Raw genomic sequence first — 25,335 nt, forward strand, 5'->3', positions numbered from 1 at the left:
GAAAGCTCCATATAGGACTTTAGTCCGCCTTTTGGTATAGGATGAAAGTATCGCTTGTTCATAGAAAAACATTTATATATTCGGTACATATTAACTATAGACAAGTACAACTCTTTAAAACGTCAATATGTTCTTTGAAAAAAGATATCGTAGGGAGCTCGATAGTCGGATTCACGCTATTGGTAAAATGATATGATATGTCGCCAAGAACAAGACGCTAAAACACCTGAACATGAATCTGTACGGTATGGTGATAGAACAGTAGCTCACGAACCTATAAGGCCTGTCGTGAAAGTAGTGATAGCACACCGCAATCTTGCGCGTCAGCGATACTAGAAATGGATATCGCCTTTGGTAGTAAGAATCCCACTAACGTTAGTCAGCCTGCCCCAGGAAGGGTGGGAGTGTCAAATTCTTTAATATCGTATGAAAAAAAGAAAAAAAGGTGAAAGAAAAGCCTATCAAATGATAGGCTTGTACTCTTTAATGACACGTAATGTTTGTAATGTCATATCTTCAGGACCTTGTACAGGTAAACCTGCTTCTAAATTTTTACGAATATACTCTAAGTTATCTTGTGTAATAATTTCTCCCGGAGTAAAGATTGGAATCCCTGGTGGATAAACCATAACAAAATCAGCAATAATACGACCCGCTGCATTTTCAAATGGAATGACTTCTGTTTCTGAATAAAAAGCATCTCGAGGAGAAAGTGCTAGCACCGGTATTTCCGGAATTTCTACTTGTACTTGAACACCTTTATCTGCCCTATTACTAAATGTTGCTGCTAAATCTTGTAATGCTGTAATAAGTGTATTTGTATCACTTTCTGTATCTCCAAAAGTGATAAGGCATAGTATGTTGTATAAATCTGAGAGTTCTACTTCAATGTTATAGTGCTCTCTAAGCCATACTTCAGCCTGATGGCCGGTAATACCTAAATCTTTTACAGATACAATTATCTTTGTAGGATCATAGTTAAAAGTAGCGTCTGTACCTAACATTTCTTTTCCAGGACAGTAAAGATGCTCAATAGCATTTATAGCATCACGAACATGTTCAGCTAATTGTATTGTTTGTTCTATGAGCGCTTTTCCTTCTGTAGCAAGACGTTTTCTAGCAACATCAAGTGATGCTAATAAAATGTAAGAAGTTGATGTAGTCGTAAGCATGCTAATAATAGATTGAACATGTTTTACGTTCACAAGGCCTTCCTTCACATTAAGAATAGAACTTTGAGTTAAAGAACCTCCTAATTTGTGGACACTTGTTGCTGCCATGTCTGCACCGGCTTGCATCGCTGACATTGGCAATTCATCATGAAAATGAATATGAACACCATGAGCTTCATCGACTAGTACAGGGATATCGTATGAATGTGCTAATTGTACAATCTGTTCTAAGTCTGCAGCAAAGCCGAAGTATGTTGGATTAATAACAAGTAAGCCTTTTGCATCTGAGTGCTCTTCAAGCGCCTTTTTGACAGATTGAATTGTGATTCCGTGTGAAATTCCAAGTTTTGGATCGATCTCAGGATGCATGAAAATCGGTTTTGCACCTGAGAAAATAATCGCTGACATTACTGATTTATGCACGTTCCGTGGTACTAGGATTTTGTCACCAGGACCGCAAACGCTCATCACCATTGTCATAATTGCGCCACTTGTACCTTGAATAGAAAAGAAAGTATGATCTGCACCAAATGCATCGGCGGCTAAATCCTGTGCTTCTTTAATCATACCTTTTGGATGATGTAAATCATCGAGCGGCGCAATGTTAATTAAATCAATTGCTAATGCATTATGCCCAATAAATTCGCGAAATGTAGGATCCATGCCTTGCCCTTTTTTATGACCAGGAATATGGAATTGAATTGGATTTCGCTTACTGTGCTCAACTAAAGCGGTAAACAATGGTGTTTCGTATTGGGACAATCTATACACCCCTTCTTCTTCATAATATTTATTATAATTTGTTTTATATAATCCTTCTCTAAAAAAGTTAAATCCTTTTTCAGAATGAGGCTTGTTTTTCTGCCATTCCAAAAAGCATTATTGAGATGGTAGGTTCACTTTATTTTCTATAAAACAAAAGCATTATATCACCAATAATTATAGATGTATAGAAAAAAATATTTTTAAGGTGAGTATGTTTAAAAGTTAGGTTCAATGAATGAATAGAGGAAGACAATTCCATTGAAATGAATAAATAGTGTATAATGCAAAGTGTCTATAGGGAAGAAGAAAAAAATCTCTTCAAGATAGCACATTGAAATAAGAAGAAATGATAAATGAGGTGCAAAATGGAATATCAATATCCGTTAGATTATGATTGGTCAAATGAGGAAATGGTTGCAATTGTGAAGTTCTATGAAGCAATTGAGAAAGCATATGAAAAAGGAATTATGAGAGAGGAATTAATGGGATTGTATCGTCGTTTTAAAGAGATTGTTCCATCGAAAGCAGAAGAAAAGAAAATCGATAAAGAGTTTCAAGAAGTAAGTGGATATTCTATATATCGTGCCATTCAAAGGGCTAAAGAAGTCGAAGAACAAAAGCTTGTGAAAATGTAAAAAATATTTTGAAAAATAAAAACTGAAGTGATATAATGTGATAACAACTAAAAACGGACAATATAAATTGTCCGTTTTCTACTATCGATTACAAAGTGCATATAAAGGAAGGAGTGATTGCATCGTAGATTCAATCTTAGCAAGGAATTGTTCGTTGGTCATTGCTGAAAACTCCTCTGGTGATATATGAATACCAACTAATAATTCTGCTTTTTTCACAGTAGCTAAACGTTCAATCATCTTTTGTAAGTCTTCTGTTTCGAGTGTTTTATGCAATTTTACACTCGGTTTAGTATGGTCAATGGACCATACGAAATTATTTGGAATATTTGTTTTTAAATCATTTAAATGTTCTAAGAAGGCGTGAGCCGTCTCCACTTTTTGTGGACACTCATAGATTAAACCAAAGTATATGAAGGCATGAGTACCCCATAATCCAATTTGGAAATGTGGTAACATTTTATATCCGCGTTTATTTGTTGAAAAAGCAACCCAAGTATCATTTGGTGGATTGACTTTACGACGTGCGTGTTTTGCTACATGATAGAAAAAGTTTTCATCAGTTTGTTTGGATAAATACTCTGCAAACTGTTCCCCTAAAGCTTCTAGCTTAGGATGAATATTCGTTTTAATTGCACTCATTCGTTCTTCGAGACCATCAACTGTAAAGACCTCAAAATCAGTTGACTTGAATGTTTGTAGTGTCATGATTGTTCCTCCAACTCCTATTTTGCTTTTATTTTAGCATAGCTTGTACTATTCATAAAAAAAACAGCACAAAAAAATTTAAATAAAAAATATAATTTTGTTGCATAGATGATTTATCCAACATAGTATAGTATAAAACAAAAAATCAGAAAATTGAATTAATTCTAGTCCGAGGGCAAACGAATATTGGGAGGAGGCAAATAATATGAGACAGGTGATTAATGCGTTAAAGAGAACAGATGCTGAAAAGAGAATTCCGGTGCTACGTTTGGAGCTAGATTATGAATTAGCAACTTTATATGATGCGATGATGGAAGACGATAATCAGAAAAAAGAAGAGTGTGTACAAAAGTTAGAAGTGTTAAGACTTGAAATGATTCGTTTAGAAGCGTAATAATAGTATATGTATAAAAAATTAGTTGGTGCGAACCTTATAAAGGGTTCGTTTTTTCTGTGAACAGTAAAGATCGGAGTGTTTAAACATGCACGAGGTATGGAAAGACATTGATACACACGCGAAACAATGGATACGAGACGCAGGAGAGCGTTTAATGTTATCGATGAAAAAAGCACTTATTATAGAAACAAAATCAAATGCAGCGGATTTAGTAACGAATATGGATCGAGAAACGGAGCAGTATTTAATTGGGAAAATTAAAGAAACATACCCGGAACATTATATTTTAGGTGAAGAAGGTTACGGAGATGAGGTTATTTCATCTGATGGGGTTGTTTGGTTAATTGATCCAATTGATGGCACGATGAACTTTGTTCATCAAAAAAGAAATTTCGCAATCTCAATTGGGATCTATGAGAACGGTATCGGAAAAATTGGCCTAATCTATGATCCAGTTCATGATGAGTTATATCATGCTGTACAGGGGGAAGGGGCTTTTTGTAATGATGTATCTATTCCCATGTTGGAAGAAGGTAAAGTAGAACAAGGAATCATCGCTCTAAATGCAATTTGGCTTACCGACAACCCATTGCTTAATGTGGAAAAAATGATGACGCTTGTTAAGAAAGCGAGAGGCACGAGGTCATATGGTTGTGCAGCATTAGAAATGGTATACGTTGCAACGGGAAGAATAGACGCATATATAACGCCGAGATTATCACCATGGGATTTTGGCGGGGGACAAATAATAGTAGAGGAAGTTGGAGGAAAGGTGACAACATTCTCCGGAAATCCACTTTCAATCGTAGAGAAGAGCAGTGTGTTAGTTGGAAAACCAAGGGTATATGAAGAAATATTACCATTCGTATCGCAATAACAAAAAAAGTAAGAGGCTATGAAAGAAGCTTCTTACTTTTTAACGTTATTGCGATTTACGCATTTTTCTTTTTGTTACAAAACCGTATCCAACTGTAACAAATGTGCCGATAATGCAAATAATAATACCGATGGGACTATTTTCAGCAATCATAATACCGATACCGATTAAGAAAATAACACCGATAATTGCGGTTAATAAAAAGCGATATTGAATGTGTTCCATTTCTTCACCCTCCAATCTCATTTTACTTTCACAAAAGTAAGAATACAACTATATTTTCATTCTTGATTTTATTTTGATTGCCATTGTATCCCCTTCGCTCTTATAATAGAGAAGGATTAAAAAGACATTAGGAGTTGGACATGTTGAAAAAACGACAAGATTTACGAAACATAGCAATTATTGCCCACGTTGACCATGGTAAAACAACACTTGTTGACCAGTTATTACGTCAAGCGGGGACGTTCCGTGCGAATGAACATATTGAAGAACGCGCAATGGACTCAAACGATCTAGAAAGAGAACGTGGTATTACAATTTTAGCGAAAAATACTGCGATTCACTATGAAGATAAAAGAATTAACATTTTAGATACACCTGGTCATGCTGACTTCGGTGGAGAAGTAGAGCGTATCATGAAAATGGTTGATGGTGTTTTACTTGTTGTTGATGCATATGAAGGTTGTATGCCGCAAACACGATTTGTATTAAAGAAAGCTCTTGAGCAAAACTTAACTCCAATCGTTGTTGTAAACAAAATTGACCGTGACTTCGCTCGCCCTGATGAAGTAGTTGATGAAGTAGTCGACTTATTCATCGAACTTGGTGCAAACGAAGATCAATTAGAGTTCCCAGTAGTATTTGCATCAGCAATGAACGGAACAGCAAGCTTAGATTCAAATCCAGCAAATCAAGAAGAGAATATGAAATCATTGTTTGATACAATTATTGAACATATTCCAGCACCAGTTGATAATAGCGAAGAGCCACTTCAATTCCAAGTAGCACTTCTTGATTACAATGACTATGTTGGTCGTATCGGGGTTGGACGTGTATTCCGCGGTACAATGAAAGTTGGACAACAAGTTGCGTTAATGAAGGTTGACGGAAGCGTAAAACAATTCCGTGTAACGAAATTATTTGGTTACATTGGATTAAAACGTCAGGAAATTGAAGAAGCAAAAGCTGGAGATTTAGTAGCTGTTTCAGGTATGGAAGACATTAACGTAGGTGAAACGGTATGTCCGGTTGAGCATGAAGAGGCTTTACCATTATTACGTATTGATGAGCCAACATTACAAATGACATTCCTTGTAAATAACAGCCCATTTGCAGGTCGTGAAGGTAAATTCATTACATCTCGTAAAATTGAAGAGCGTCTTCGTTCACAATTAGAAACAGATGTAAGTTTACGTGTAGACAATACAGATTCTCCTGATGCATGGATTGTATCTGGACGCGGAGAATTACATTTATCTATCTTAATCGAAAACATGCGTCGTGAAGGTTATGAATTACAAGTATCTAAGCCAGAAGTAATTATTAAAGAGGTTGATGGCGTAAGATGTGAGCCTGTAGAGCGCGTACAAATCGATGTACCTGAAGAATACACTGGTTCTATTATGGAATCAATGGGTGCACGTAAAGGTGAAATGTTAGATATGGTGAATAATGGAAACGGTCAAGTTCGCCTTACTTTCATGGTTCCAGCACGTGGTTTAATTGGTTATACTACAGAATTCCTAACATTAACTCGTGGTTATGGTATTTTAAACCACACATTCGATTCTTACCAACCAGTACACGCTGGGCAAGTTGGTGGACGTCGCCAAGGTGTTCTAGTTTCACTTGAAACAGGAAAAGCATCACAATACGGTATTATGCAAGTTGAAGACCGTGGTGTAATCTTCGTTGAACCAGGTACAGAAGTATATGCTGGTATGATTGTTGGAGAACACACTCGTGAGAATGACTTAACAGTTAACGTTGTGAAAATGAAACAACAAACTAACATTCGTTCTGCGACGAAAGATCAAACTTCAACAATGAAAAAACCACGCTTAATGACTTTAGAAGAGTCATTAGAGTACTTAAACGATGACGAGTTCTGTGAAGTAACTCCAGAATCAATTCGTTTACGTAAAAAGATTCTTGATAAGAGCGAACGTGAAAGAGCTGCTAAGAAAAAGAAATCTGTAGAAGCGTAAGTGTAAAATATTAGAACAGCTACCTTTAATAAAGGTAGCTGTTTTTTTATACTTATTTTTTAGAATATTTACTCTTTTCTATGGACAGTATTTTTTTCGCGGGTTACTCTTGTATTAAGTACATAAATGATTTTTTTTGAGAAGGAGTGAGAAATAGTGTTAGAAAGAATGTCATTTTTTGCGAAATTGTGTAAAGTTGATGAAAATCCAGAAATAGGGATGTGGTTATTGTATGGCATTATTATTATATTAAGTGCACTTGTGTATAATTTAGGATTTGCAAGAAAATTATCGCTAATAAAAAATATAGTGATATATATTTCATTAGCGATTGGATGTACGGTTTTAACTTTCTTTGCAGTTTTTTTACCTGTTGGCGAGGGGCTTGTTGTGGCGGCAATGGTACTTGGGATTTATAGGCTACGTTTACGCCAAGCGAAACAACAAAAAGCAGGATGAGAAGGGAGAGATTTCATGCGTTCAGTACAAGATGCATTATATAATTGGTTAACGATTAAAACAGTTGCGGAAGCACGTCCAGATGATCGTGCTGCAGAAGAAACGTACTTGTTATTTCAAAATATGATATATGAAGAATATAAATTAAGGAATGTAGCAGTTCAGAAGAACGAGGAAATGTATTTGATTACATATGAATTGAATGAGGAAAGAAAATCTGCGAGATTTCCGTTAGAAGCTATTGATTGTTTTCTGGATCAGATGAATCGTGAACCTGAAAAATATAAATAAGTCCTTATCCATGTGATTAAGGACTTATTTATATTTTACCAATCGTCTTCTACTTTTTTATCACGGTATAGTCGGAAATTACCACTTGCATGACGTTCCATCGTACGTTCTGCAATTCGTTCCGAACATTCCATGCACATATATGTATGAATAGGGCGATTACGCAGCTTTTTTGCCATAGGATTTTCATCGTCTAACATATCTTTTTTATCACAAATCATACATTTGACTCTCATTTCGTCACCTCAATACGGATTCTATCAGTATAAGTATATCATGGAAGTGTAATATTTTTGAATAATAGCAGGAAAAAATAATATTTTCGCAATTCGAAAAATAAGTTATGATAAGGATATATTAAGTATATTTGGAGGTGGAAATATGGCGAATGTAGTAGAGCCTACATTAACAGATGATTTAGTACAAACATTACGTAAAGAATGTATTGTTATGGTAGCAACAACAGATTTCGAAAAACAAGTTCCTAACGTAAGTGCTATTTCTTGGGTGTATGCAGTGAGTGAAACTAGTATTCGATTTGCTGTAGATCAACGTTCGCGTATTGTGGAAAATATAAGGCACAATACAGGAGTGGTATTGACTATAATGGCGAATGGATCCGTATTTTCCATAAGTGGTGCAGGTGAAATTTTGACAGATAGAATGGAAGGCATGCCTCTAAAATTAACTGTAATAGAAGTAAATGTGCAAGAAGTACGTGATGTTATGTTTTATGGAGCAAAACTTGCAATTGAACCAACATATGAAAAAACATACGATCTTCGGGCAGCAAAAAAACTGGATAACCAAGTGTTGATAGGGATGAAAGAATTATAAATGAGATGAATAAGAAGAGAATTCGTTAATTTTTGGAATCGGTTATTGTGATTTAACGCTAATAATTAAAATTAAAAGTAATATATTGAATAGAAATGAATAAAAAATAAAGAAAAGGTTTAATTGCTATCATTTTCGATTCTACCTCGTTTATACGGTACATATAATTATAACAATGGTTCGTCCATATTTTATGGATGAAACCCTTGTTCTACAAATTTAAAAGTGGAGTCAGGGGGTAACGGGTTGGATAAAATTTATGTGTTAGATACGAATGTACTTTTGCAGGATCCTTTATCTATTTTTTCATTTGCAACCAATGAAGTAGTGATTCCAGCAGTTGTATTAGAAGAGGTTGATTCGAAGAAACGTTATATGGATGAAGTAGGACGAAATGCTCGTTATGTATCTAAGTTAATAGATAAATTTCGCGAAATAGGAAAGCTGCATGAAAGTATTCCGCTAGAAAACGGCGGTACATTTCGTATTGAATTAAATCATCGTTCATTTGTTCAACTCCAAGATATTTTTGTAGAAAAAACAAATGATAATCGAATTTTGGCAGTAGCAAAAAATCTATCTTTAGAAGAACAAGAAAAAGAGGACGGGAAGTCTGTTATTTTAGTAAGTAAAGATGTGCTCGTCAGGGTAAAAGCTGATGCAATTGGATTGAAGGCTGAAGATTATTTAAGTGATCGCGTAATTGAAGTGGATAATATATACTCAGGATTTTTAGAAGGATATATATCAAAAGAACAATTGGATTATTTTTATGAAAAAGGGGAATTACCTTTATCTGAAATTGCAAATCATCCTTTTTATCCAAATCAGTTTGTAGTAATGAAAGATGCACTAGGGGGGTCTAGTTCTGCACTTGGAATTGTGGATCACTTAGGTAAGAAGGTGAAGAAACTTATTTTTCACAATGAACAAGTATGGGGAATACGACCACGAAACGTGCAACAAATAATGGGATTAGAATTGTTGCTTCGCGAAGATATTCCACTTGTAACGTTAACAGGGAAAGCTGGTACAGGAAAAACGTTACTTGCGTTAGCTTCGGGATTAATGCAAACGGAAGATTTAGGGTTATACAAAAAATTACTTGTTGCAAGACCAATTGTTCCAGTCGGAAAAGATATCGGTTATTTACCAGGAGAAAAAGAAGAAAAGTTAAGACCATGGATGCAGCCGATTTTTGATAATCTAGAGTATTTATTTAATACGAAAAAACCAGGGGAATTAGATGCTATTTTAGCTGGAATGGGTTCGATTGAAGTAGAAGCCCTTACTTATATACGCGGCAGAAGTATTCCAGACCAATTCATTATTATTGATGAGGCTCAAAATTTAACGAAGCATGAAGTGAAGACGATATTAACGAGGGTAGGAGAGAAAAGTAAAATCGTATTAATGGGAGATCCTCAGCAAATCGATCATCCGTATTTAGATGAATACAATAACGGTTTAACATACGTTGTGGAGAAATTTAAAGAGCAACGTATTAGTGGTCATGTAAAGTTTGTTAAAGGGGAGCGTTCTAATTTAGCCCAATTAGCAGCGGATTTATTATAAAAAGGAGTGAGCTAAGGCTCACTCCTTTTTATACAATTTAAATAATCGTAAATTTACGGATATTGCGGATTGGATTGTGTCTGTTTGATCCATCGTTGAAATATAGATGTACAGGTCCGTCCTCATTTAATGGTTTTCCTTCTTTTGAAAAACCAAGGATGGCCTTTTCGACTGTTTCTAACGGAAGTGTAATCGTAGTATCTACTGTTTCAATTTCAACTTGCATAGCGTCCTCTAGCATTTCAGCGTTAGTAAGGAATGGATGAAAAGGTATACCGAATGTTCCAGTAATAAGCTGTTCTTTTTTATATTTCTTTACACTTTGTTGTATCGGCGGGAAGGCAGCACCATTACGGATTTCACGATCCCAATGCTCTGAAGTATGTTTTAAGTATGTTTCTAATTCAGATGACTCTTCTCTAGTTTCATCAAAGTAAGTTGTCAAATCTACTTTTCGATCATCAAAAATCCAAACAGTTGGATCAATAGTGATTGGAAAACGTACTTTTCCATTAATAAATAAAATTTCGCTCATTGTTGTTCCCCCATTTGTGTTATACTCCCACTTTTCAGTATAATAGTATTAGACACTGTTGTCACAAAAAATGTTTCTATTGCAATTTATTAAAACTATCGCTAATATTAATAGATAGGATAGAGGAGAGTAGGACGGAAACGGAGGGAATCAATTTGGCGTCTGAGACAGTAGCAAATCATCAGGAAAAGGCACTAGCCCTTCTACAAGCGGATGCAGAGAAGATTTTAAGACTTATTAAGGTGCAAATGGACCATCTTACAATGCCGCAATGTCCATTATATGAAGAAGTGTTAGACACACAAATGTTTGGACTATCCCGCGAGGTCGATTTTGCAGTTCGCCTTGGTCTTATTGCAGAAGAACAAGGGAAAGCAATGTTAGGTGAGCTCGAACGTGAGTTATCTGCACTTCATGAAGCATTTACAAACAAACAACAATAACGGGTTCAAATAAGGGGGCTCAAACTAAATTAGTTTGAGCTTTTTATTTGTATAATAAAGCAGGAAGAACCTATATACATATGGAATACAACAATAATTAAATTGAAACAGAGAGAGGAAATGAAATGAAAAAAGTATGGAAATCAATGGATTATTCATTGTTACTTCCTCTTGTTATCTTATGTGTGCTGGGAGTTATAATGGTATATAGTTCGAGTTCCATTGTTGCGATTTCGTCAAGATATAACTGGCCGGCAGATTACTTTTTTAAAAAACAATTATTTGCTCTTGCTATTGGAACGGTAATGTTAGCGATTATCGTTTCCATTCCCTATACAATTTGGAGAAAACGAATAGTTTTGATTGCGATGGGAATGGGGAGTATTGTTTTATTATTAGCAGCCTTGATTTTCGGTAAGGACATTAATGGCGCAAAAGGATGGATATTAGGCATACAGCCAGCTGAGTTTGTGAAAATAGCGGTTATTATTACGCTAGCAAACTTTTTTGCGAAGAAGCAAGAGATGCAAACGCCTTTTTTTCAAGGGATTATTCCCCCACTAGGTTTTGTCGGTGGAGCAATAGTAATCATTTTACTTCAAAATGACTTAGGGACCGATATACTAATATGTGGAACTATACTGATTATGTTCTTTTGTTCAGGAGTTAATGTTAACTTGTGGATAAAAAGATTCTTGTTAACGTCTATAATATGGATACCTGCGTTATATTTTATTGGAAATTATAAGTTAAGTCCGTACCAAAAAGCTCGCTTTTCAGTTTTTCTCGATCCGTTTAACGATCCTCAAAATGATGGATTTCAATTAGTAAATTCATTTATTGGAATTGCTTCAGGTGGATTAAATGGGAGAGGGTTAGGGAATAGTGTGCAAAAGTATGGATACTTACCAGAGCCTCAAACCGATTTTATTATGGCGATTATATCTGAAGAACTAGGTTTTATAGGTGTAGCTATCATTTTAATCTGTTTATTACTCATAATAATTCGTTCATTTAGAGTGGCGCAAAAGTGTAAAGATCCATTTGGAAGTTTAATTGCAATCGGTATCGCAAGTTTGATTGGAATACAAACTTTTGTTAATGTCGGCGGTATGTCTGGATTAATACCGCTTACTGGAGTACCTCTACCGTTTATTAGTTATGGCGGAAGTTCCTTATTAGCAAATTTACTTGCGATGGGGATATTACTCAATGTTGCTAGTCATGTAAAACGACAAGAGAAACAACAGAATGAGTTAATGAAAGAAAAAGAACAAGGTGGACCACATCTTGTAGTTGTAAAATAAAAAACACATTGTGCTTTAGAGCGCGATGTGTTTTTTATTTGTTAGTAACTTTTAATATGATGCATTATTTCGTTTTTATGTATAAAAATATATCACATTTAATTAAATGTGATATACAATTAAGTTGTTAGAAAAGTAAGAGGTATGCTATACTATTTTTGTGAAACAAATTGATCAGAAAACTTATCATTTGTTAAAAAATAAGGTATGATGGATAAAAATAAAGTGAAGCTTTCTAAGTATAATATAATGTGGAAAGTGAAGAACTTCACGCTCTTTAGAGTGTGTATATATTTTATCTCTAGAGTGGTAGGAAAGTAGAGGGGGAAAATCATGACAAAGCTGCAACGTATTCAAAAAGTATTGGTAGCTAACCGTGGAGAGATTGCAATTCGTGTGTTTCGAGCTTGTTCGGAACTTGGGTTAAAAACAGTTGCAATCTATTCTAAAGAGGATAGTGGTTCTTATCATCGCTATAAAGCCGATGAGTCCTATTTAGTTGGGGAAGGGAAAAAGCCAATTGATGCTTATCTAGATATTGAGGGCATTATTGAGATTGCGAAAAGTAATCATGTAGATGCAATCCACCCTGGATATGGTTTCTTGTCAGAAAATATTCAATTTGCGAAACGTTGTGAAGAAGAAGGGATTATCTTTATCGGTCCAAAAAGTAAGCATTTAGATATGTTTGGAGATAAAGTTAAGGCAAGAACACAAGCGCAGCTAGCACAAATACCAGTTATTCCTGGTAGTGATGGTCCAGTAAATTCACTAGAAGAAGTCGTAGAATTTGCTGAAAAGTATGATTACCCGATTATTATTAAAGCTTCCCTTGGTGGCGGCGGTCGTGGTATGCGTATTGTACGTACAAGTGAAGAATTAAGAGAATCGTATAATCGAGCGAAGTCAGAAGCCAAAGCAGCCTTTGGTAATGATGAAGTGTACGTTGAGAAATTCGTTGAAAAACCTAAACATATAGAAGTACAAATTTTAGCAGATGAAGAGGGCAATGTTGTTCATTTATATGAGCGTGACTGTTCTGTACAACGTCGTCATCAAAAAGTAGTAGAAATTGCACCGAGTGTGTCGCTTTCAGATGATTTGCGTCAGCGTATTTGTGAAGCTGCTGTAAAGTTAACGAAAAATGTAAACTATTTAAACGCAGGAACGGTAGAATTCCTTGTAAAGGATAATAATTTCTATTTCATTGAAGTAAACCCACGTGTTCAAGTAGAACATACGATTACAGAGATGATTACAGGAGTGGATATCGTTCAATCACAAATTTTAATAGCTGATGGGCATGCGTTACATAGTAAGATAGTAGGTGTACCTAAGCAAGAGGAAGTGGTTGTACATGGATTTGCAATTCAATCTCGTGTAACGACTGAGGATCCACTAAATAATTTTATGCCAGATACAGGAAAAATAATGGCATACCGATCAGGTGGTGGCTTTGGTGTGCGTCTTGATACAGGTAATAGCTTCCAAGGTGCAGTTATTACACCTTACTATGATTCTTTACTTGTAAAAGTTACAACTTGGGCACTTACTTTTGAACAAGCTGCTGCAAAAATGGAACGTAACTTAAAAGAATTCCGTATTCGTGGTATTAAAACAAATATTCCATTCCTAGAGAATGTAGTAAAACATAAAAACTTTTTATCAGGAGAATATGATACTTCGTTTATTGATGTGTCACCTGAACTATTCTTGTTCCCGAAACGTAAAGACCGCGGAACAAAAATGTTAAATTACATTGGTTCAGTAACAGTAAATGGATTCCCTGGAGTAGGGAAAAAAGAGAAGCCAATTTTCCCTGATGCTCGTATACCAAGCGTAAAGCACTCAGAGCCAATCCAAAATGGAACGAAACAAATTTTGGATGAGCGTGGAGCAGATGGATTAGTAAAGTGGGTACAAGATCAAAAACGTGTACTTTTAACGGATACAACATTCCGAGATGCGCATCAGTCTTTACTTGCAACTCGTATTCGTACGAAAGATTTACATCAAATTGCAGAGCCAACAGCGAGAATGTTACCGAACTTATTCTCAGCGGAAATGTGGGGCGGTGCAACGTTCGATGTCGCATATCGTTTCTTAAAAGAAGATCCATGGGAACGATTACTAGATCTTCGTGAGAAAATGCCTAACGTTTTATTCCAAATGTTACTTCGCTCTTCAAACGCAGTTGGATACAAAAACTATCCAGATAATTTAATTCAAAAGTTTGTAGAATGTTCTGCCCAAGCTGGAATTGATGTGTTCCGAATTTTTGATAGCTTAAACTGGGTGGAAGGTATGCGAGTTGCGATTGACGCTGTTCGAGATACTGGTAAAATTGCAGAAGCGACAATGTGTTACACAGGGGATATTCATGATCCGTTACGTAGCAAGTATGATTTGAATTATTATAAAAACTTAGCAAAAGAGTTAGAAGCATCAGGAGCTCATATATTAGGAATTAAAGATATGGCAGGGTTATTAAAACCTAACGCAGCATATGATTTAGTTTCTTCATTAAAAGAGACAGTATCGATTCCAATTCACCTGCACACACATGATACGAGTGGAAATGGTATATTAACGTATACGAAGGCAATTGAAGCAGGTGTTGACATTGTCGATGTGGCAGTGAGTTCTATGGCTGGTCAAACGTCACAACCAAGTGCGAATACGCTATACTATGCATTAGGCGGAAACGAAAGGCAACCAGATGTTAATATAGATTCATTAGAAAAACTATCTCATTATTGGGAAGATGTACGAAAATATTATGCACCGTTTGAAAGTGGTATGAATGCACCACATACAGAGGTATATATGCATGAAATGCCAGGTGGACAGTATAGTAACCTTCAACAACAAGCGAAAGCAGTTGGGTTAGGTGATCGCTTTGATGAAGTGAAAGTAATGTATCGCCGTGTGAATGATATGTTTGGAGATATTGTAAAAGTAACACCATCATCTAAAGTTGTCGGTGATATGGCATTATTTATGGTTCAAAATCACCTGACAGAACAAGATGTTTTAGAGCGTGGGCATTCTATGGACTTCCCAGGATCTGTTGTTGAAATGTTCTCAGGCGATTTAGGACAACCATACGGAGGTTTCCCGAAAGAATTACAAGAAATTATTTTAAAAGGGAAAAAGCCTTTAACAGTAAGACCGGGTGAATTACTAGAGCCAGTAGATTTTGATGCTTTAAAAGAAGAGTTATTCCATAAACTTGGACGCGAAGTAACGATTTTTGATGTAGTTGCATATGCATTATATCCAAAAGTATTTATGGACTACGAAAAAGTTGCAGAGCTTTATGGCAATGTATCTGTTCTGGATACACCGACATTCTTCTATGGTATGAGACTTGGTGAAGAAATTGATGTGGAAATTGAACAAGGTAAAACATTGATGGTTAAACTCGTATCAATCGGAGAACCTCAGCCGGATGGAAATCGTGTTCTTTACTTGGAATTTAACGGTCAACCACGTGAAATTGTTGTGAAAGATGAAAGTGTGAAAGCAACAGTTGCCCAACGTATGAAAGGAAACCGTGAAAATCCAAATCATATTAGTGCAACAATGCCAGGAACGGTTATTAAAGTAGTTGTAAAAGAAGGCGATGAAGTGAGAAAAGGCGATTCTATGGCAATTACGGAAGCGATGAAAATGGAAACGACAGTTCAAGCACCGTTCAATGGTAAGGTGAAAAAAGTATATGTAAATGATGGAGACGCAATTCAAACAGGTGACTTACTTATTGAATTAGATCATTAAAATAAAAAGAGCTGCGAAAGCAGCTCTTTTTTTATTGCAAAAATACCTTGCGGATGCGCAAGGTATTTAAACTTTAATTTATTTAGTTTGTTTAGAAGTTGATGCTGCTTCTTTTGCATTGACCTTACTTCTTGTACCCAACATAACTAAATAGCATAATACAGCAAACAAGCAAGAAATGAATAGGGAATGTAATAATGCCATTGCTAAACTAGCATTTGTAAATACAACTAAAATCCCAACAATAGCTTGAAGTGTTACAAGGATAAAGGAAATAATCCATCCCCAGTATACTACGCGTTGTTGTTTATATTGACGAATAGCAATAATCATCGCGTATAGTATCCAAACGAAAATTAACATTGCTGCAAGCCTATGTCCCATTTGAACCCACTCATGTAGTTGAGTTGGCATAGGTCTATTTTTACTACATAAAGGGAAGTCTGGACAGGCTAAGCTAGCTCGTTCGTGACGTACTAGAGCTCCTGTGTAGACAACGAGATAACAGTAAATTGTTACACCATAAATATGAAATTTCATTTTTTTGTCCATAATAAGTGAACGTGCATCAAATTTCTGATCAATTTCAAAAATAAGACACGATAATAAAATAACAGAAGCAAATGAAATTAAGGAAATACCGAAATGGATAGCAAGTACTGCTGGCATTTGTCCCCAAACAACTGCTGCGGCTCCCATTAATGCTTGTGCAACTAAAAATACGAAGGATAAAATTGCTAACGTTTTTGTTTCACGCACATGTTTATAATATTTCCAGGACAAAATACAAAGGAGAGTGACAAGAATTCCTGCTGATCCTGATGTAAGGCGGTGACTTAGTTCAATAATAGTTTCCATTGATAAATTAGATGGAACAAATTCACCGTTACAAAGTGGCCATGATTTACCGCACCCTTGGCCAGAACCTGTTTTTGTAACTAAAGCGCCTCCTAATAAAACTATTAATAAATCAAGGCTTGTAATGACTGCTAACCATTTAATAAAGCGTTGCAATCTCTTTCACCATCTTTCTGCTATGAAGTTATTGCGAAATATTTTCATTCCATTATGTATAGAATAAAACGCGCTAGTTCCTATGATATATAAAAAATAATAAAATAGCAAAGAAATGGAGGGGGGAGGCAGGAGAGAGAAAACAGTTGTAAAAATAGGATGTATAAGGAAATTTTTAGGTGAAAAATAGGCTATTTTGAAAAGAAATGGGGAGAATACGTGTTAAATATGACAAAATAGTTTATTATAGAAGGTAACATCATGTTATGATAAGGATAAGTAAGAATAAAGTTTTTTATGTTCGACACAAAAAGTTCATGTTTTCTTCACAAAATGTTCGGGAAATATGATTTAATATATTGGAGTATGGGCGTAGATTAGTAGTAGAATGGGTTAACAATATTTCTACTGTAATAATATTGCTATATAGAAGCGAATTATTTCATTCGAAATAGGCGCAAAAAGAAAGATGAAAGTTTTAAGAGGGGGTTAAAGTGATGAACCATGCAACAAGTGAGCTGCATGATGAGTCTGCTGTTACAAGTGTACCGGAAACAACTCGGTTACAAGATTTAAAAGCACTCGTTAAAATGGGGATTGTAAACTCAAATACACTTACTGTATTTACAGGATTTTGGTTGGCATTACACTTTAATGGATTAAGTGTAATGGACAATCTGGATAAGTTATTTTTTACAATCGTTGGTTCTGGATTAGTTATGGCAGGGGTATGTTGTTTAAACAACTACATTGATCGAGACATCGATCCATTAATGGAAAGAACAAAGACCCGTCCAACGGTTACTGGAAAGTATAAACCAGGATTTGCACTTACATTTGGATTAGTTATATTACTTCTTGGGTTTGTATTTTTATTATTAACAACACCAATGGCAGTGTTAATGGGGTTTATTGGTGCTTTCACATATGTTGTTCTATATAGTTTATGGACAAAGAGAAAGTATACACTAAATACTGTTGTAGGTAGTATATCTGGTGCAGTTCCACCTTTAATTGGATGGGCAGCAATCGATCCATCTTTAGGCCATCCAATTGCTTGGATGCTATTTTTAATTATGTTTATTTGGCAAATCCCACATTTCCTTGCATTAGCAATGAAACGTGTTGATGAATATCGAAATGCAGGAATTCCAATGCTTCCTGTAGTTCATGGATTTGAAATTACGAAACGCCAAATTATGATTTGGACAGTATGTTTATTACCACTACCATTTTATATGAGTGGACTAGGGATAACATTTATGGTAATTGCAACACTGCTTAACATCGGATGGATCGTTTTAGGATTTTATGGCTTCCGTAAGAAAGATGACATCAAATGGTCCGTGCAAATGTTTGTTTATTCCCTAAATTATTTAACAATCTTATTTGTATCAATGATTGTAGTTACATTCTTCTAAGACAACGACATAATTGGATTTCTTTACGTTGAGATTTACTTTACTTAACTATAAAGTACAATCTAATTCACAAGGAAAGTGGGGGTTGTTTGTATGAAGAAACAGTGGCGACTGCTTTCGTTCGTTTCACTGCTGGCTTTACTGTTAGGGGGATGCGGTAAAGCCTTTCAATCTACTTTAATTCCGCAAGGAGAAGTAGCAAAAATGCAATATGATCTGCTCTTACTAGCAAGTGCGATCATGGTAGGAGTAGTACTAGTAGTTACTATTATTTTCTTATATGTAATTGTGCGTTTCCGACAAAAGAAAGGTCAGGAAGATTATATTCCAGAGCAAGTTGAAGGGAATCACAAACTAGAAATTATATGGACAGTTATTCCGATTATTCTTTTACTAATCTTAGCTGTTCCAACGGTTACATATACATTCAAACTTGCTGATGTAAGTGCGATGGAGAAAAAGAATATTGATAAAGATACTATCGTTGTTGATGTAACAGCGAATCTTTATTGGTGGGAATTTTCTTATAAATCAGAAAAAATAGTAACTTCTCAAGATTTAGTCATCCCCACAGGTAAGAAAGTGTATTTGAATTTGAAGGGTGCCGATATTAAACACTCATTTTGGGTTCCATCTTTAGCTGGGAAAATGGATACAAATACAGACAATGTAAACAAAATGTGGTTAAAGGCAGATAAATCGGGCACTTATAATGGTTTTTGTACAGAATTTTGTGGCCCATCACATTCTTTAATGCAATTTAAAGTGAAAGCTTTAGATGAAAGCGAGTACAAAAACTGGCTTGCTGATATGAAGAAGATTGATGGGAAGAAAGAAGTAGCTTCAACAAAGGCGCAAGAGGGCCAAGAAATATTTAATAAAAGCTGTATTGGTTGTCACGCAGTTGGATCTAATGATAGTAGACCACCTTCCGCTCGTATCGCACCAAACTTAGCGAACTTTGCTGATCGCGATATGGTTGCCGGCATTGCCGAAAACAATGAAGAAAACTTAAAAAAATGGCTGAAAGATCCTGAAAATATGAAACCAGGAAATAAAATGACTGGTAAATATGGCAACTTAACGGATGATCAAATTGATGCATTAAATGCATACTTACAAACGTTAAAAGTTGAAAAGTAAAGAGGGATTATTCGCGAAGGGGAGGTTGAAAACGTGAGTTCTGTAGCAAAAAAACAGGGGATGGGTGCTGTCATATGGGATTATTTAACGACAGTAGACCATAAAAAGATTGCCATTCTCTATTTAATTGCAGGTGGATTGTTTTTTATAATAGGCGGGATAGAAGCTCTATTTATTCGCCTTCAATTGGCGATTCCTAACAACGCTTTTCTTGTTGGGGATGCTTATAATCAAGTATTAACGATGCACGGTACAACAATGATTTTCCTCGCAGCTATGCCACTCGTGTTTGCATTTATGAACGCCGCTGTACCACTTCAAATTGGTGCACGTGATGTAGCGTTCCCGTTTTTGAATTCACTCGGATTTTGGTTATTTTTCTTTGGTGGAGTATTTTTAAATTTAAGTTGGTTTTTAGGTGGAGCACCAGATGCAGGGTGGACTTCTTATGCATCTTTAGCTTTAGCTTCTAAAGGTCATGGTGTTGATTTTTATGTACTCGGTTTACAAATATCTGGTATTGGTACATTAATTGGTGGTATTAACTTCCTTGTTACAATTATTAATATGCGTGCGCCAGGAATGACATATATGCGTATGCCGATGTTTACATGGACAACATTTGTAACATCTTCACTTATATTATTTGCGTTTCCGCCATTAACTGTAGGATTAGGGCTTTTAATGTTAGATCGTTTATTTGGAACAAGTTTCTTTAATCCAGCCTTAGGCGGAAATACAATTATATGGGAGCATTTATTCTGGATTTTCGGTCATCCAGAAGTATACATTCTTATACTCCCAGCTTTCGGAATATTCTCAGAAATCTTCGCGACGTTCTCGAAAAAACGATTATTTGGTTATTCGTCAATGGTGTTTGCAACAGTATTAATCGGATTCTTAGGATTTATGGTATGGGCGCATCATATGTTTACAGTTGGTCTTGGGCCAGTTGCAAATGCTATTTTCTCAGTTGCAACAATGGCGATTGCAGTTCCGACCGGTATTAAAATATTTAACTGGCTCTTTACGATGTGGGGCGGAAGTATTCGTTTTACGACACCGATGATGTGGGCAGTAGCTTTTATTCCATCATTCGTAATGGGGGGAGTTACAGGTGTTATGCTAGCATCTGCACCAGCTGATTATCAATTTCATGATAATTATTTCGTAGTAGCTCACTTTCATTATGTAATCGTCGGCGGTGTTGTATTTGGCTTACTCGCAGGAGCTCATTATTATTGGCCACTGATGTTTAATAAAGTATTGAATGAAACGTTAGGAAAGATAACATTTTGGCTATTCTTTATCGGTTTCCATTTAACGTTCTTCATTCAGCATTTCCTTGGTTTGATTGGTATGCCGCGTCGTTATTACACATATCTTGAAGGCCAAGGGTTGGAAATGGGGAATATGATTAGTTCTATTGGAGCGGTGTTTATGGCTCTTGGAACGATTGTTCTTCTATTCAATGTAATTAAAACAACTGTATCAAAAGAAAAGGCTGGTCGTGATCCATGGGATGCACGTACATTAGAATGGACAATGCCAGCACCTACACCGGAATATAACTTTAAACAATTGCCATTTGTTCGCGGGTTAGATCCGTTTTGGATTGAAAAACGTGAAGGGAATAAAGAGATGACAGCGGCGGAACCAGTTGGTGATATTCATATGCCAAATCCATCATTTTCACCATTTATCATTTCTTTAGGATTGTTTATAGCGGCATTCGGTGCCATGTATATGCAGGGTGGAAAAGATAAGTTCTGGTTATTAGTAGCAATTATTGGTTTAATCATTACATTCGGTGCAATGTTCCTACGTTCAGTAATTGATGATCATGGATATCATATTCATAAGGAAGATTTAGAGGATAAGGGGGGCAAGGCATAATGCATGTAGATGAAAAATTAACGAATGAAACATTTCCAGCAGAGCCTGAAAAAGCAACCCTTGAGGGGAAAAATAAGTTTGTCGGTTTTTGGTTATTTCTTGGAGGCGAAACGGTGTTGTTCGCTTCCTTGTTTGGCACATATTTAGCACTAAAAAACTCTACAAATGGTGGAGCAACATCTCAAGAGATGTTCCAAATGCCACTCGTTTTTATTATGACGATGCTTTTATTAACAAGTAGTTTAACGAGTGTATATGCGATGTATCATATGAAGAACTTTAACTTCAAGAAAATGCAACTATGGCTACTTATAACAGTGTTACTTGGTTTAGGCTTTTTGGGATTTGAAATATATGAGTTTTATCATTATACGCATGAATTTAAGCATACTATGAGAAGTAGCGCATTTGGGTCTGCATTTTATGCTCTTGTTGGTACGCACGGGCTCCACGTATTGTTTGGATTGTGTTGGATATTAACTTTAATCTTCAGAAATGCGAAGCGAGGTTTAAATCTATACAATGCACCAAAGTTTTACGTTGCATCAATCTATTGGCACTTTATTGATGTAGTTTGGGTGTTTATTTTCACTGTAGTATATTTGATGGGAATGGTGGGATAAACAATGGCAATAAAGCAAACGAATAATCCTAAGGTCGATCTGGTTTATCGAAAGAGAAAAAGTGCAGAGGAAATGAAGCATCAAGTGATTACATTTGCATTAATGATATTTTTGACATTAGTAGCGTTTGTAGCGGTAGCATATCCGAAAACGTTTAGTCCAACTTTCTCTGTCCCGTTTATTTTACTATTAGCAGTGGTTCAAGTGATTTTTCAATTGTACTACTTTATGCATATGAGTCATAAAGGGCATGAAGCGGCAAGTTTCTTTCTCTATTCTGGCTTGCTAATAGGGCTAATTACAATATTAGCTTTTATGACAATTGTATGGCTTTAAACAGTAAGACATAGGGGACTTGTGCTATCACAGTCCCCTATTCACGTTACGTGAAAGGAGAAAATAGTTTTCAGAAGGTAGGTGTGAAAAATGGATAACTTATGGATATTCGGTTTTCAAGCTTTATGGAGTCCTGTATTTATGATGTTTATGATTTCTATTTTGATTGGGTACTTTCTAATTATTGGGCCGTATAGAGATCGATTTGAGAATGCGACTAAAGTAAGTAAAAAACAGATTTTCTATTTTACGATTGGAATTGTTCTTTTGTATTTTGTAAAGGGGGGACCAATCGATTTAATAGGACATATTGTATTTAGTGCACATATGTTTGAAATGGCGATTATGTATATCGCAGTACCACCTTTATTACTACTTGGTATACCAATTTGGTTATATCGTTATATTACTTCTTTTAAGTTTGTTCAAATTATGTTGAAAATCTTTGCAAAACCACTCATTGCTTTGTTTATATTTAATGGCTTATTTTCTTTTTATCATTTGCCAGTTGTATTTGATACTATAAAACAAAGTCAAGTTTTACATCCTATTTGCCTTGCTATTTTGTTTTTTGCAGCAATGATGATGTGGTGGCCGATGCTAAATCCATTACCAGAATATCAGACGTTAAGTGATATAAAGAAACTTGGTTACATGTTTGCTAACGGTATACTATTAACGCCAGCTTGTGCATTAATCATTTTTGCGACTGCTCCATTATTTGCAACATATACGGATTCAGCTGCTTGGATGAAAGCGATGGAATTATGTGTACCAGCGGGAACTTTATCGGATTTAAATATAACTGGACCAGAATTTTTGCACTGGATGCCAGTAGTACAAGATCAACAAACTGGCGGTATCATTATGAAAATTGTCCAGGAAATAGTGTACGGTACGATTATTGGCTATGTATTCTTTAGATGGGCACGTAGGGAACGCGAAAAGGATAAAGAGCAGTTGCAACAATTACCACCTTATTTGCAGACGAAATAAAGTGAAACTTTAATCAGCGGAGGCATCCCCGCTGATTATTAGCCTTCACCAATCGGGCGTTTACTGTCCGGCGAATAGCTGGATAAAAAAAGAGTGCATCCTACTGATGCACTCTTTTTTAGTTACTCTATAATTTGAAATTCTTTTAATTCTTTTTCGACGTTTTGAAGGAGTTGTTCACTTTTTTGAAGTACATTCGTTGGGAAAGTCTCATCATCACCATATTCAACGCCATGAGGATAATAATGCTTTCCTAATAAGGGAGGGAGTAGTTTTACTTCAGCATGTCTGCTACCGATGTCACCTTCAATAGCAATACCTTGTACTCGCAAATAATAAACATCCGTTAATATCTCAAATTTATAATCGTATGTAACCCGTTCATAATCCCACTGTCCAGCAAGTACAAAATGGTTATTTTCCATAATTTCAGTTAAAAGTGTTAAATCAACGACTGCCCCGTTAAATTTCGTATTTGTAAATTGCATAGAATACCTCCTTTTTTAATATTACATCATTATTTTTATAATAGTATGAATAATAAGAAAGTGCAATTCATATTGAGAGAAAAGGGATAATCCAGACTTTTTTCATGAAAATATGATATAGTGAGAAGAGTACGGTACACACAAAAAGGAAAGAAAAGGATTTGTGTATATCTCAATTTTATGTTTTGTGCAGGAGGTATATCGTTTGAAGAAATTATTGCGTATCGTAATGATTACATTTTTAATTTTAGCTGTTGATTTATACGGGAAATTACTCGTTTCACAATATATATTAACCCCATCTCAATCCAAACAAGAAAATAAAATTGTGAAAAAGAAAAAACAAGTAAATGAAGACTCTTCGGATACTGTTTTAAATATGATTGGTGGGGACTCTGAAATTTTATTAGCAAAATGGGGCGAACCATCCCGAATAGAGCCATCTGCTTACGGATATGAATGGTGGATATACAATCAAGATTTAGCTCAATATGTTCAATTTGGAGTTGCTGAACGTAAAGTTGTAACGGCGTATGTTGCTGGTGAACAAGTTAAGGTGACGCCTTATTATATAAATGAAAAGTATGAAGAAGTATATAAAAAGAATCCACTCTCACATGAGATTTCATTAAAAAGAGGGAAGAATAATTATCAATTTGAGTTATCTGATACCGAAGTAATGGAACAACCGTTAATACCTGTAGAAGATGGATGGGCACAATTATATTTTGATCATTTTACACATGAGCTTGTTGGTGTTCGTTATATGGATGATGAAACGTTATTACGCCAAAGACCGTATCAACTTGTTTATTCAGGTGAATTACTTGCAGAACAACCATTGACGCCAGAAAAAATGAAGCAAGTAGAGAATGGGAATATGCAACAAATTTTTGATTTAACAAATATTATTCGAAGTCGTCATGAATTACCGTTGTTAACATGGGATCAACAAACAGCAGAAGTTGCTATTGGTCACAGTAAGGATATGAAGGATAATAATTATTTTTCACACGATTCACCGACATTAGGTACATTAGGAGATCGTTTGCAGCGCGGGAAAGTAGGGTTTCAACTTGCTGGTGAGAACATAGCGGCGCAACATAGTGATGGAATTGCGGCCGTACAGGGTTGGTTAAATAGTGAGGGGCATAGAAAAAATTTATTGAATGAACAATTTACTGGATTAGGTGTTGGGGTATATGATAAATTTTATACACAAAACTTTATTCGAAAATAAAGTGAAACCGTAAGCGGTGGGCTTTTATGAATAGTTACGTTCTTGGATAATTCCCTCGCATTCACTGGATTGTAAGGTGGGTATCATCCTGCAAACAAATAGCGAGATAAAAAGGTGCATGAATCGTCTAAAAATAGGCGAACCATGCGCCTTTTTTTTCTTACAATATAGTAGATACACATGAAGA

25 protein-coding genes are annotated in these 25,335 nt (G+C 35.6%); 18 read left to right on the forward strand and 7 right to left on the reverse strand.

The genetic code is table 11. The features are described from left to right. Positions 1–461: 461 nt before the first annotated feature. Entirely contained in the window at positions 462–1,934 is a 1,473-nt protein-coding gene (gene speA, locus DN410_RS17280) for an arginine decarboxylase (protein ID WP_149177393.1), read from the reverse strand. Between the two features lie 368 nt (positions 1,935–2,302). Here speA and DN410_RS17285 point away from each other — a divergent pair, with 368 nt between their 5' ends. Then, entirely contained in the window at positions 2,303–2,572 is a 270-nt protein-coding gene (locus DN410_RS17285) for a UPF0223 family protein (protein ID WP_000456542.1), read from the forward strand. An 81-nt stretch (positions 2,573–2,653) separates the two neighbouring features. On the opposite strand, the gene DN410_RS17290 is transcribed toward DN410_RS17285, so the two are convergent. Then, complete coding sequence (locus DN410_RS17290; protein WP_000175086.1) at positions 2,654–3,280, reverse strand: YktB family protein; 627 nt, start codon at positions 3,278–3,280, stop codon at positions 2,654–2,656. Positions 3,281–3,485: 205 nt separating this feature from the next. Here DN410_RS17290 and DN410_RS17295 point away from each other — a divergent pair, with 205 nt between their 5' ends. Together DN410_RS17295 and DN410_RS17300 are read left to right on the forward strand one after the other, a co-directional pair. Then, positions 3,486–3,674: a hypothetical protein gene (locus DN410_RS17295; protein ID WP_001250165.1), complete on the forward strand. Its 189-nt coding sequence runs from the start codon at positions 3,486–3,488 to the stop codon at positions 3,672–3,674. An 88-nt stretch (positions 3,675–3,762) separates the two neighbouring features. Further along, positions 3,763–4,554, forward strand: a complete 792-nt coding sequence (locus DN410_RS17300) for an inositol monophosphatase family protein (protein WP_149177394.1) — start codon at positions 3,763–3,765, stop codon at positions 4,552–4,554. A gap of 45 nt (positions 4,555–4,599) precedes the next feature. Here the strand turns inward: DN410_RS17300 and DN410_RS17305 are convergent, their stop codons facing one another. Next, positions 4,600–4,779: a DUF5325 family protein gene (locus tag DN410_RS17305; protein ID WP_000400127.1), complete on the reverse strand. Its 180-nt coding sequence runs from the start codon at positions 4,777–4,779 to the stop codon at positions 4,600–4,602. Between the two features lie 140 nt (positions 4,780–4,919). Here DN410_RS17305 and typA point away from each other — a divergent pair, with 140 nt between their 5' ends. The 3 genes from typA (at position 4,920) to DN410_RS17320 (ending at position 7,514) form a co-directional block, all read left to right on the forward strand. Next, complete coding sequence (gene typA, locus DN410_RS17310; protein ID WP_149177395.1) at positions 4,920–6,764, forward strand: translational GTPase TypA; 1,845 nt, start codon at positions 4,920–4,922, stop codon at positions 6,762–6,764. Positions 6,765–6,920: 156 nt separating this feature from the next. Continuing rightward, complete coding sequence (locus DN410_RS17315; protein WP_149177396.1) at positions 6,921–7,223, forward strand: YlaH-like family protein; 303 nt, start codon at positions 6,921–6,923, stop codon at positions 7,221–7,223. Positions 7,224–7,238: 15 nt separating this feature from the next. Then, on the forward strand, positions 7,239–7,514 hold the full coding sequence (locus DN410_RS17320; RefSeq protein WP_001258131.1) for a hypothetical protein: 276 nt from the start codon (positions 7,239–7,241) through the stop codon (positions 7,512–7,514). 35 nt (positions 7,515–7,549) lie between these two features. On the opposite strand, the gene DN410_RS17325 is transcribed toward DN410_RS17320, so the two are convergent. Then, positions 7,550–7,750: a YlaI family protein gene (locus tag DN410_RS17325; RefSeq protein WP_001995040.1), complete on the reverse strand. Its 201-nt coding sequence runs from the start codon at positions 7,748–7,750 to the stop codon at positions 7,550–7,552. A gap of 145 nt (positions 7,751–7,895) precedes the next feature. On the opposite strand from DN410_RS17325, the gene DN410_RS17330 reads away from it, so the two are divergent. Together DN410_RS17330 and DN410_RS17335 are read left to right on the forward strand one after the other, a co-directional pair. After that, positions 7,896–8,351 (forward strand): pyridoxamine 5'-phosphate oxidase family protein, encoded by a 456-nt coding sequence (locus DN410_RS17330; RefSeq protein ID WP_149177397.1) that lies wholly within the window; start codon positions 7,896–7,898, stop codon positions 8,349–8,351. Positions 8,352–8,597: 246 nt separating this feature from the next. Next, positions 8,598–9,926: a PhoH family protein gene (locus tag DN410_RS17335; protein WP_000358078.1), complete on the forward strand. Its 1,329-nt coding sequence runs from the start codon at positions 8,598–8,600 to the stop codon at positions 9,924–9,926. 37 nt (positions 9,927–9,963) lie between these two features. On the opposite strand, the gene DN410_RS17340 is transcribed toward DN410_RS17335, so the two are convergent. Continuing rightward, a complete protein-coding gene (locus DN410_RS17340; RefSeq protein WP_149177398.1) occupies positions 9,964–10,461 on the reverse strand; it encodes a peptidyl-prolyl cis-trans isomerase in 498 nt (165 codons plus the stop codon). Between the two features lie 155 nt (positions 10,462–10,616). Between DN410_RS17340 and DN410_RS17345 the strand changes: the two genes are divergently transcribed. The 3 genes from DN410_RS17345 (at position 10,617) to pyc (ending at position 15,991) form a co-directional block, all read left to right on the forward strand. Further along, entirely contained in the window at positions 10,617–10,904 is a 288-nt protein-coding gene (locus DN410_RS17345; RefSeq protein WP_000135694.1) for an Fpa/YlaN family protein, read from the forward strand. A 125-nt stretch (positions 10,905–11,029) separates the two neighbouring features. Next, positions 11,030–12,211 (forward strand): putative lipid II flippase FtsW, encoded by a 1,182-nt coding sequence (gene ftsW, locus DN410_RS17350; RefSeq protein ID WP_149177399.1) that lies wholly within the window; start codon positions 11,030–11,032, stop codon positions 12,209–12,211. Positions 12,212–12,544: 333 nt separating this feature from the next. Beyond that, positions 12,545–15,991, forward strand: coding sequence for a pyruvate carboxylase (gene pyc / locus DN410_RS17360; protein WP_149177400.1), 3,447 nt, complete (start codon positions 12,545–12,547; stop codon positions 15,989–15,991). Between the two features lie 78 nt (positions 15,992–16,069). Here the strand turns inward: pyc and ctaA are convergent, their stop codons facing one another. Then, entirely contained in the window at positions 16,070–17,005 is a 936-nt protein-coding gene (ctaA, locus tag DN410_RS17365) for a heme A synthase (RefSeq protein ID WP_149177401.1), read from the reverse strand. Positions 17,006–17,502: 497 nt separating this feature from the next. On the opposite strand from ctaA, the gene ctaB reads away from it, so the two are divergent. From ctaB to ctaG, 6 genes are all read left to right on the forward strand, one after another. Then, a complete protein-coding gene (gene ctaB, locus DN410_RS17370; RefSeq protein WP_001015058.1) occupies positions 17,503–18,426 on the forward strand; it encodes a protoheme IX farnesyltransferase in 924 nt (307 codons plus the stop codon). Between the two features lie 93 nt (positions 18,427–18,519). Then, positions 18,520–19,569, forward strand: coding sequence for a cytochrome c oxidase subunit II (gene coxB / locus DN410_RS17375; RefSeq protein ID WP_000745273.1), 1,050 nt, complete (start codon positions 18,520–18,522; stop codon positions 19,567–19,569). 60 nt (positions 19,570–19,629) lie between these two features. Beyond that, on the forward strand, positions 19,630–21,465 hold the full coding sequence (ctaD, locus tag DN410_RS17380) for a cytochrome c oxidase subunit I (RefSeq protein WP_179958627.1): 1,836 nt from the start codon (positions 19,630–19,632) through the stop codon (positions 21,463–21,465). Then, positions 21,465–22,088, forward strand: coding sequence for a cytochrome c oxidase subunit III (ctaE, locus tag DN410_RS17385; protein ID WP_000557856.1), 624 nt, complete (start codon positions 21,465–21,467; stop codon positions 22,086–22,088). The genes ctaD and ctaE overlap by 1 nt, the downstream gene beginning before the upstream one ends. Before the next feature lie 3 nt (positions 22,089–22,091). Further along, a complete protein-coding gene (gene ctaF / locus DN410_RS17390; protein WP_149177402.1) occupies positions 22,092–22,424 on the forward strand; it encodes a cytochrome c oxidase subunit IVB in 333 nt (110 codons plus the stop codon). Positions 22,425–22,514: 90 nt separating this feature from the next. Further along, complete coding sequence (gene ctaG / locus DN410_RS17395) at positions 22,515–23,420, forward strand: cytochrome c oxidase assembly factor CtaG (protein WP_149177403.1); 906 nt, start codon at positions 22,515–22,517, stop codon at positions 23,418–23,420. 122 nt (positions 23,421–23,542) lie between these two features. Here the strand turns inward: ctaG and DN410_RS17400 are convergent, their stop codons facing one another. Beyond that, positions 23,543–23,908 (reverse strand): YugN family protein, encoded by a 366-nt coding sequence (locus DN410_RS17400; protein WP_071713180.1) that lies wholly within the window; start codon positions 23,906–23,908, stop codon positions 23,543–23,545. A 205-nt stretch (positions 23,909–24,113) separates the two neighbouring features. On the opposite strand from DN410_RS17400, the gene DN410_RS17405 reads away from it, so the two are divergent. Continuing rightward, positions 24,114–25,148 (forward strand): CAP domain-containing protein, encoded by a 1,035-nt coding sequence (locus DN410_RS17405; RefSeq protein WP_149177404.1) that lies wholly within the window; start codon positions 24,114–24,116, stop codon positions 25,146–25,148. Positions 25,149–25,335: the final 187 nt, after the last annotated feature.

Source organism: Bacillus sp. SH5-2, assembly GCF_008368905.1.
Lineage (GTDB): Bacteria > Bacillota > Bacilli > Bacillales > Bacillaceae_G > Bacillus_A > Bacillus_A luti.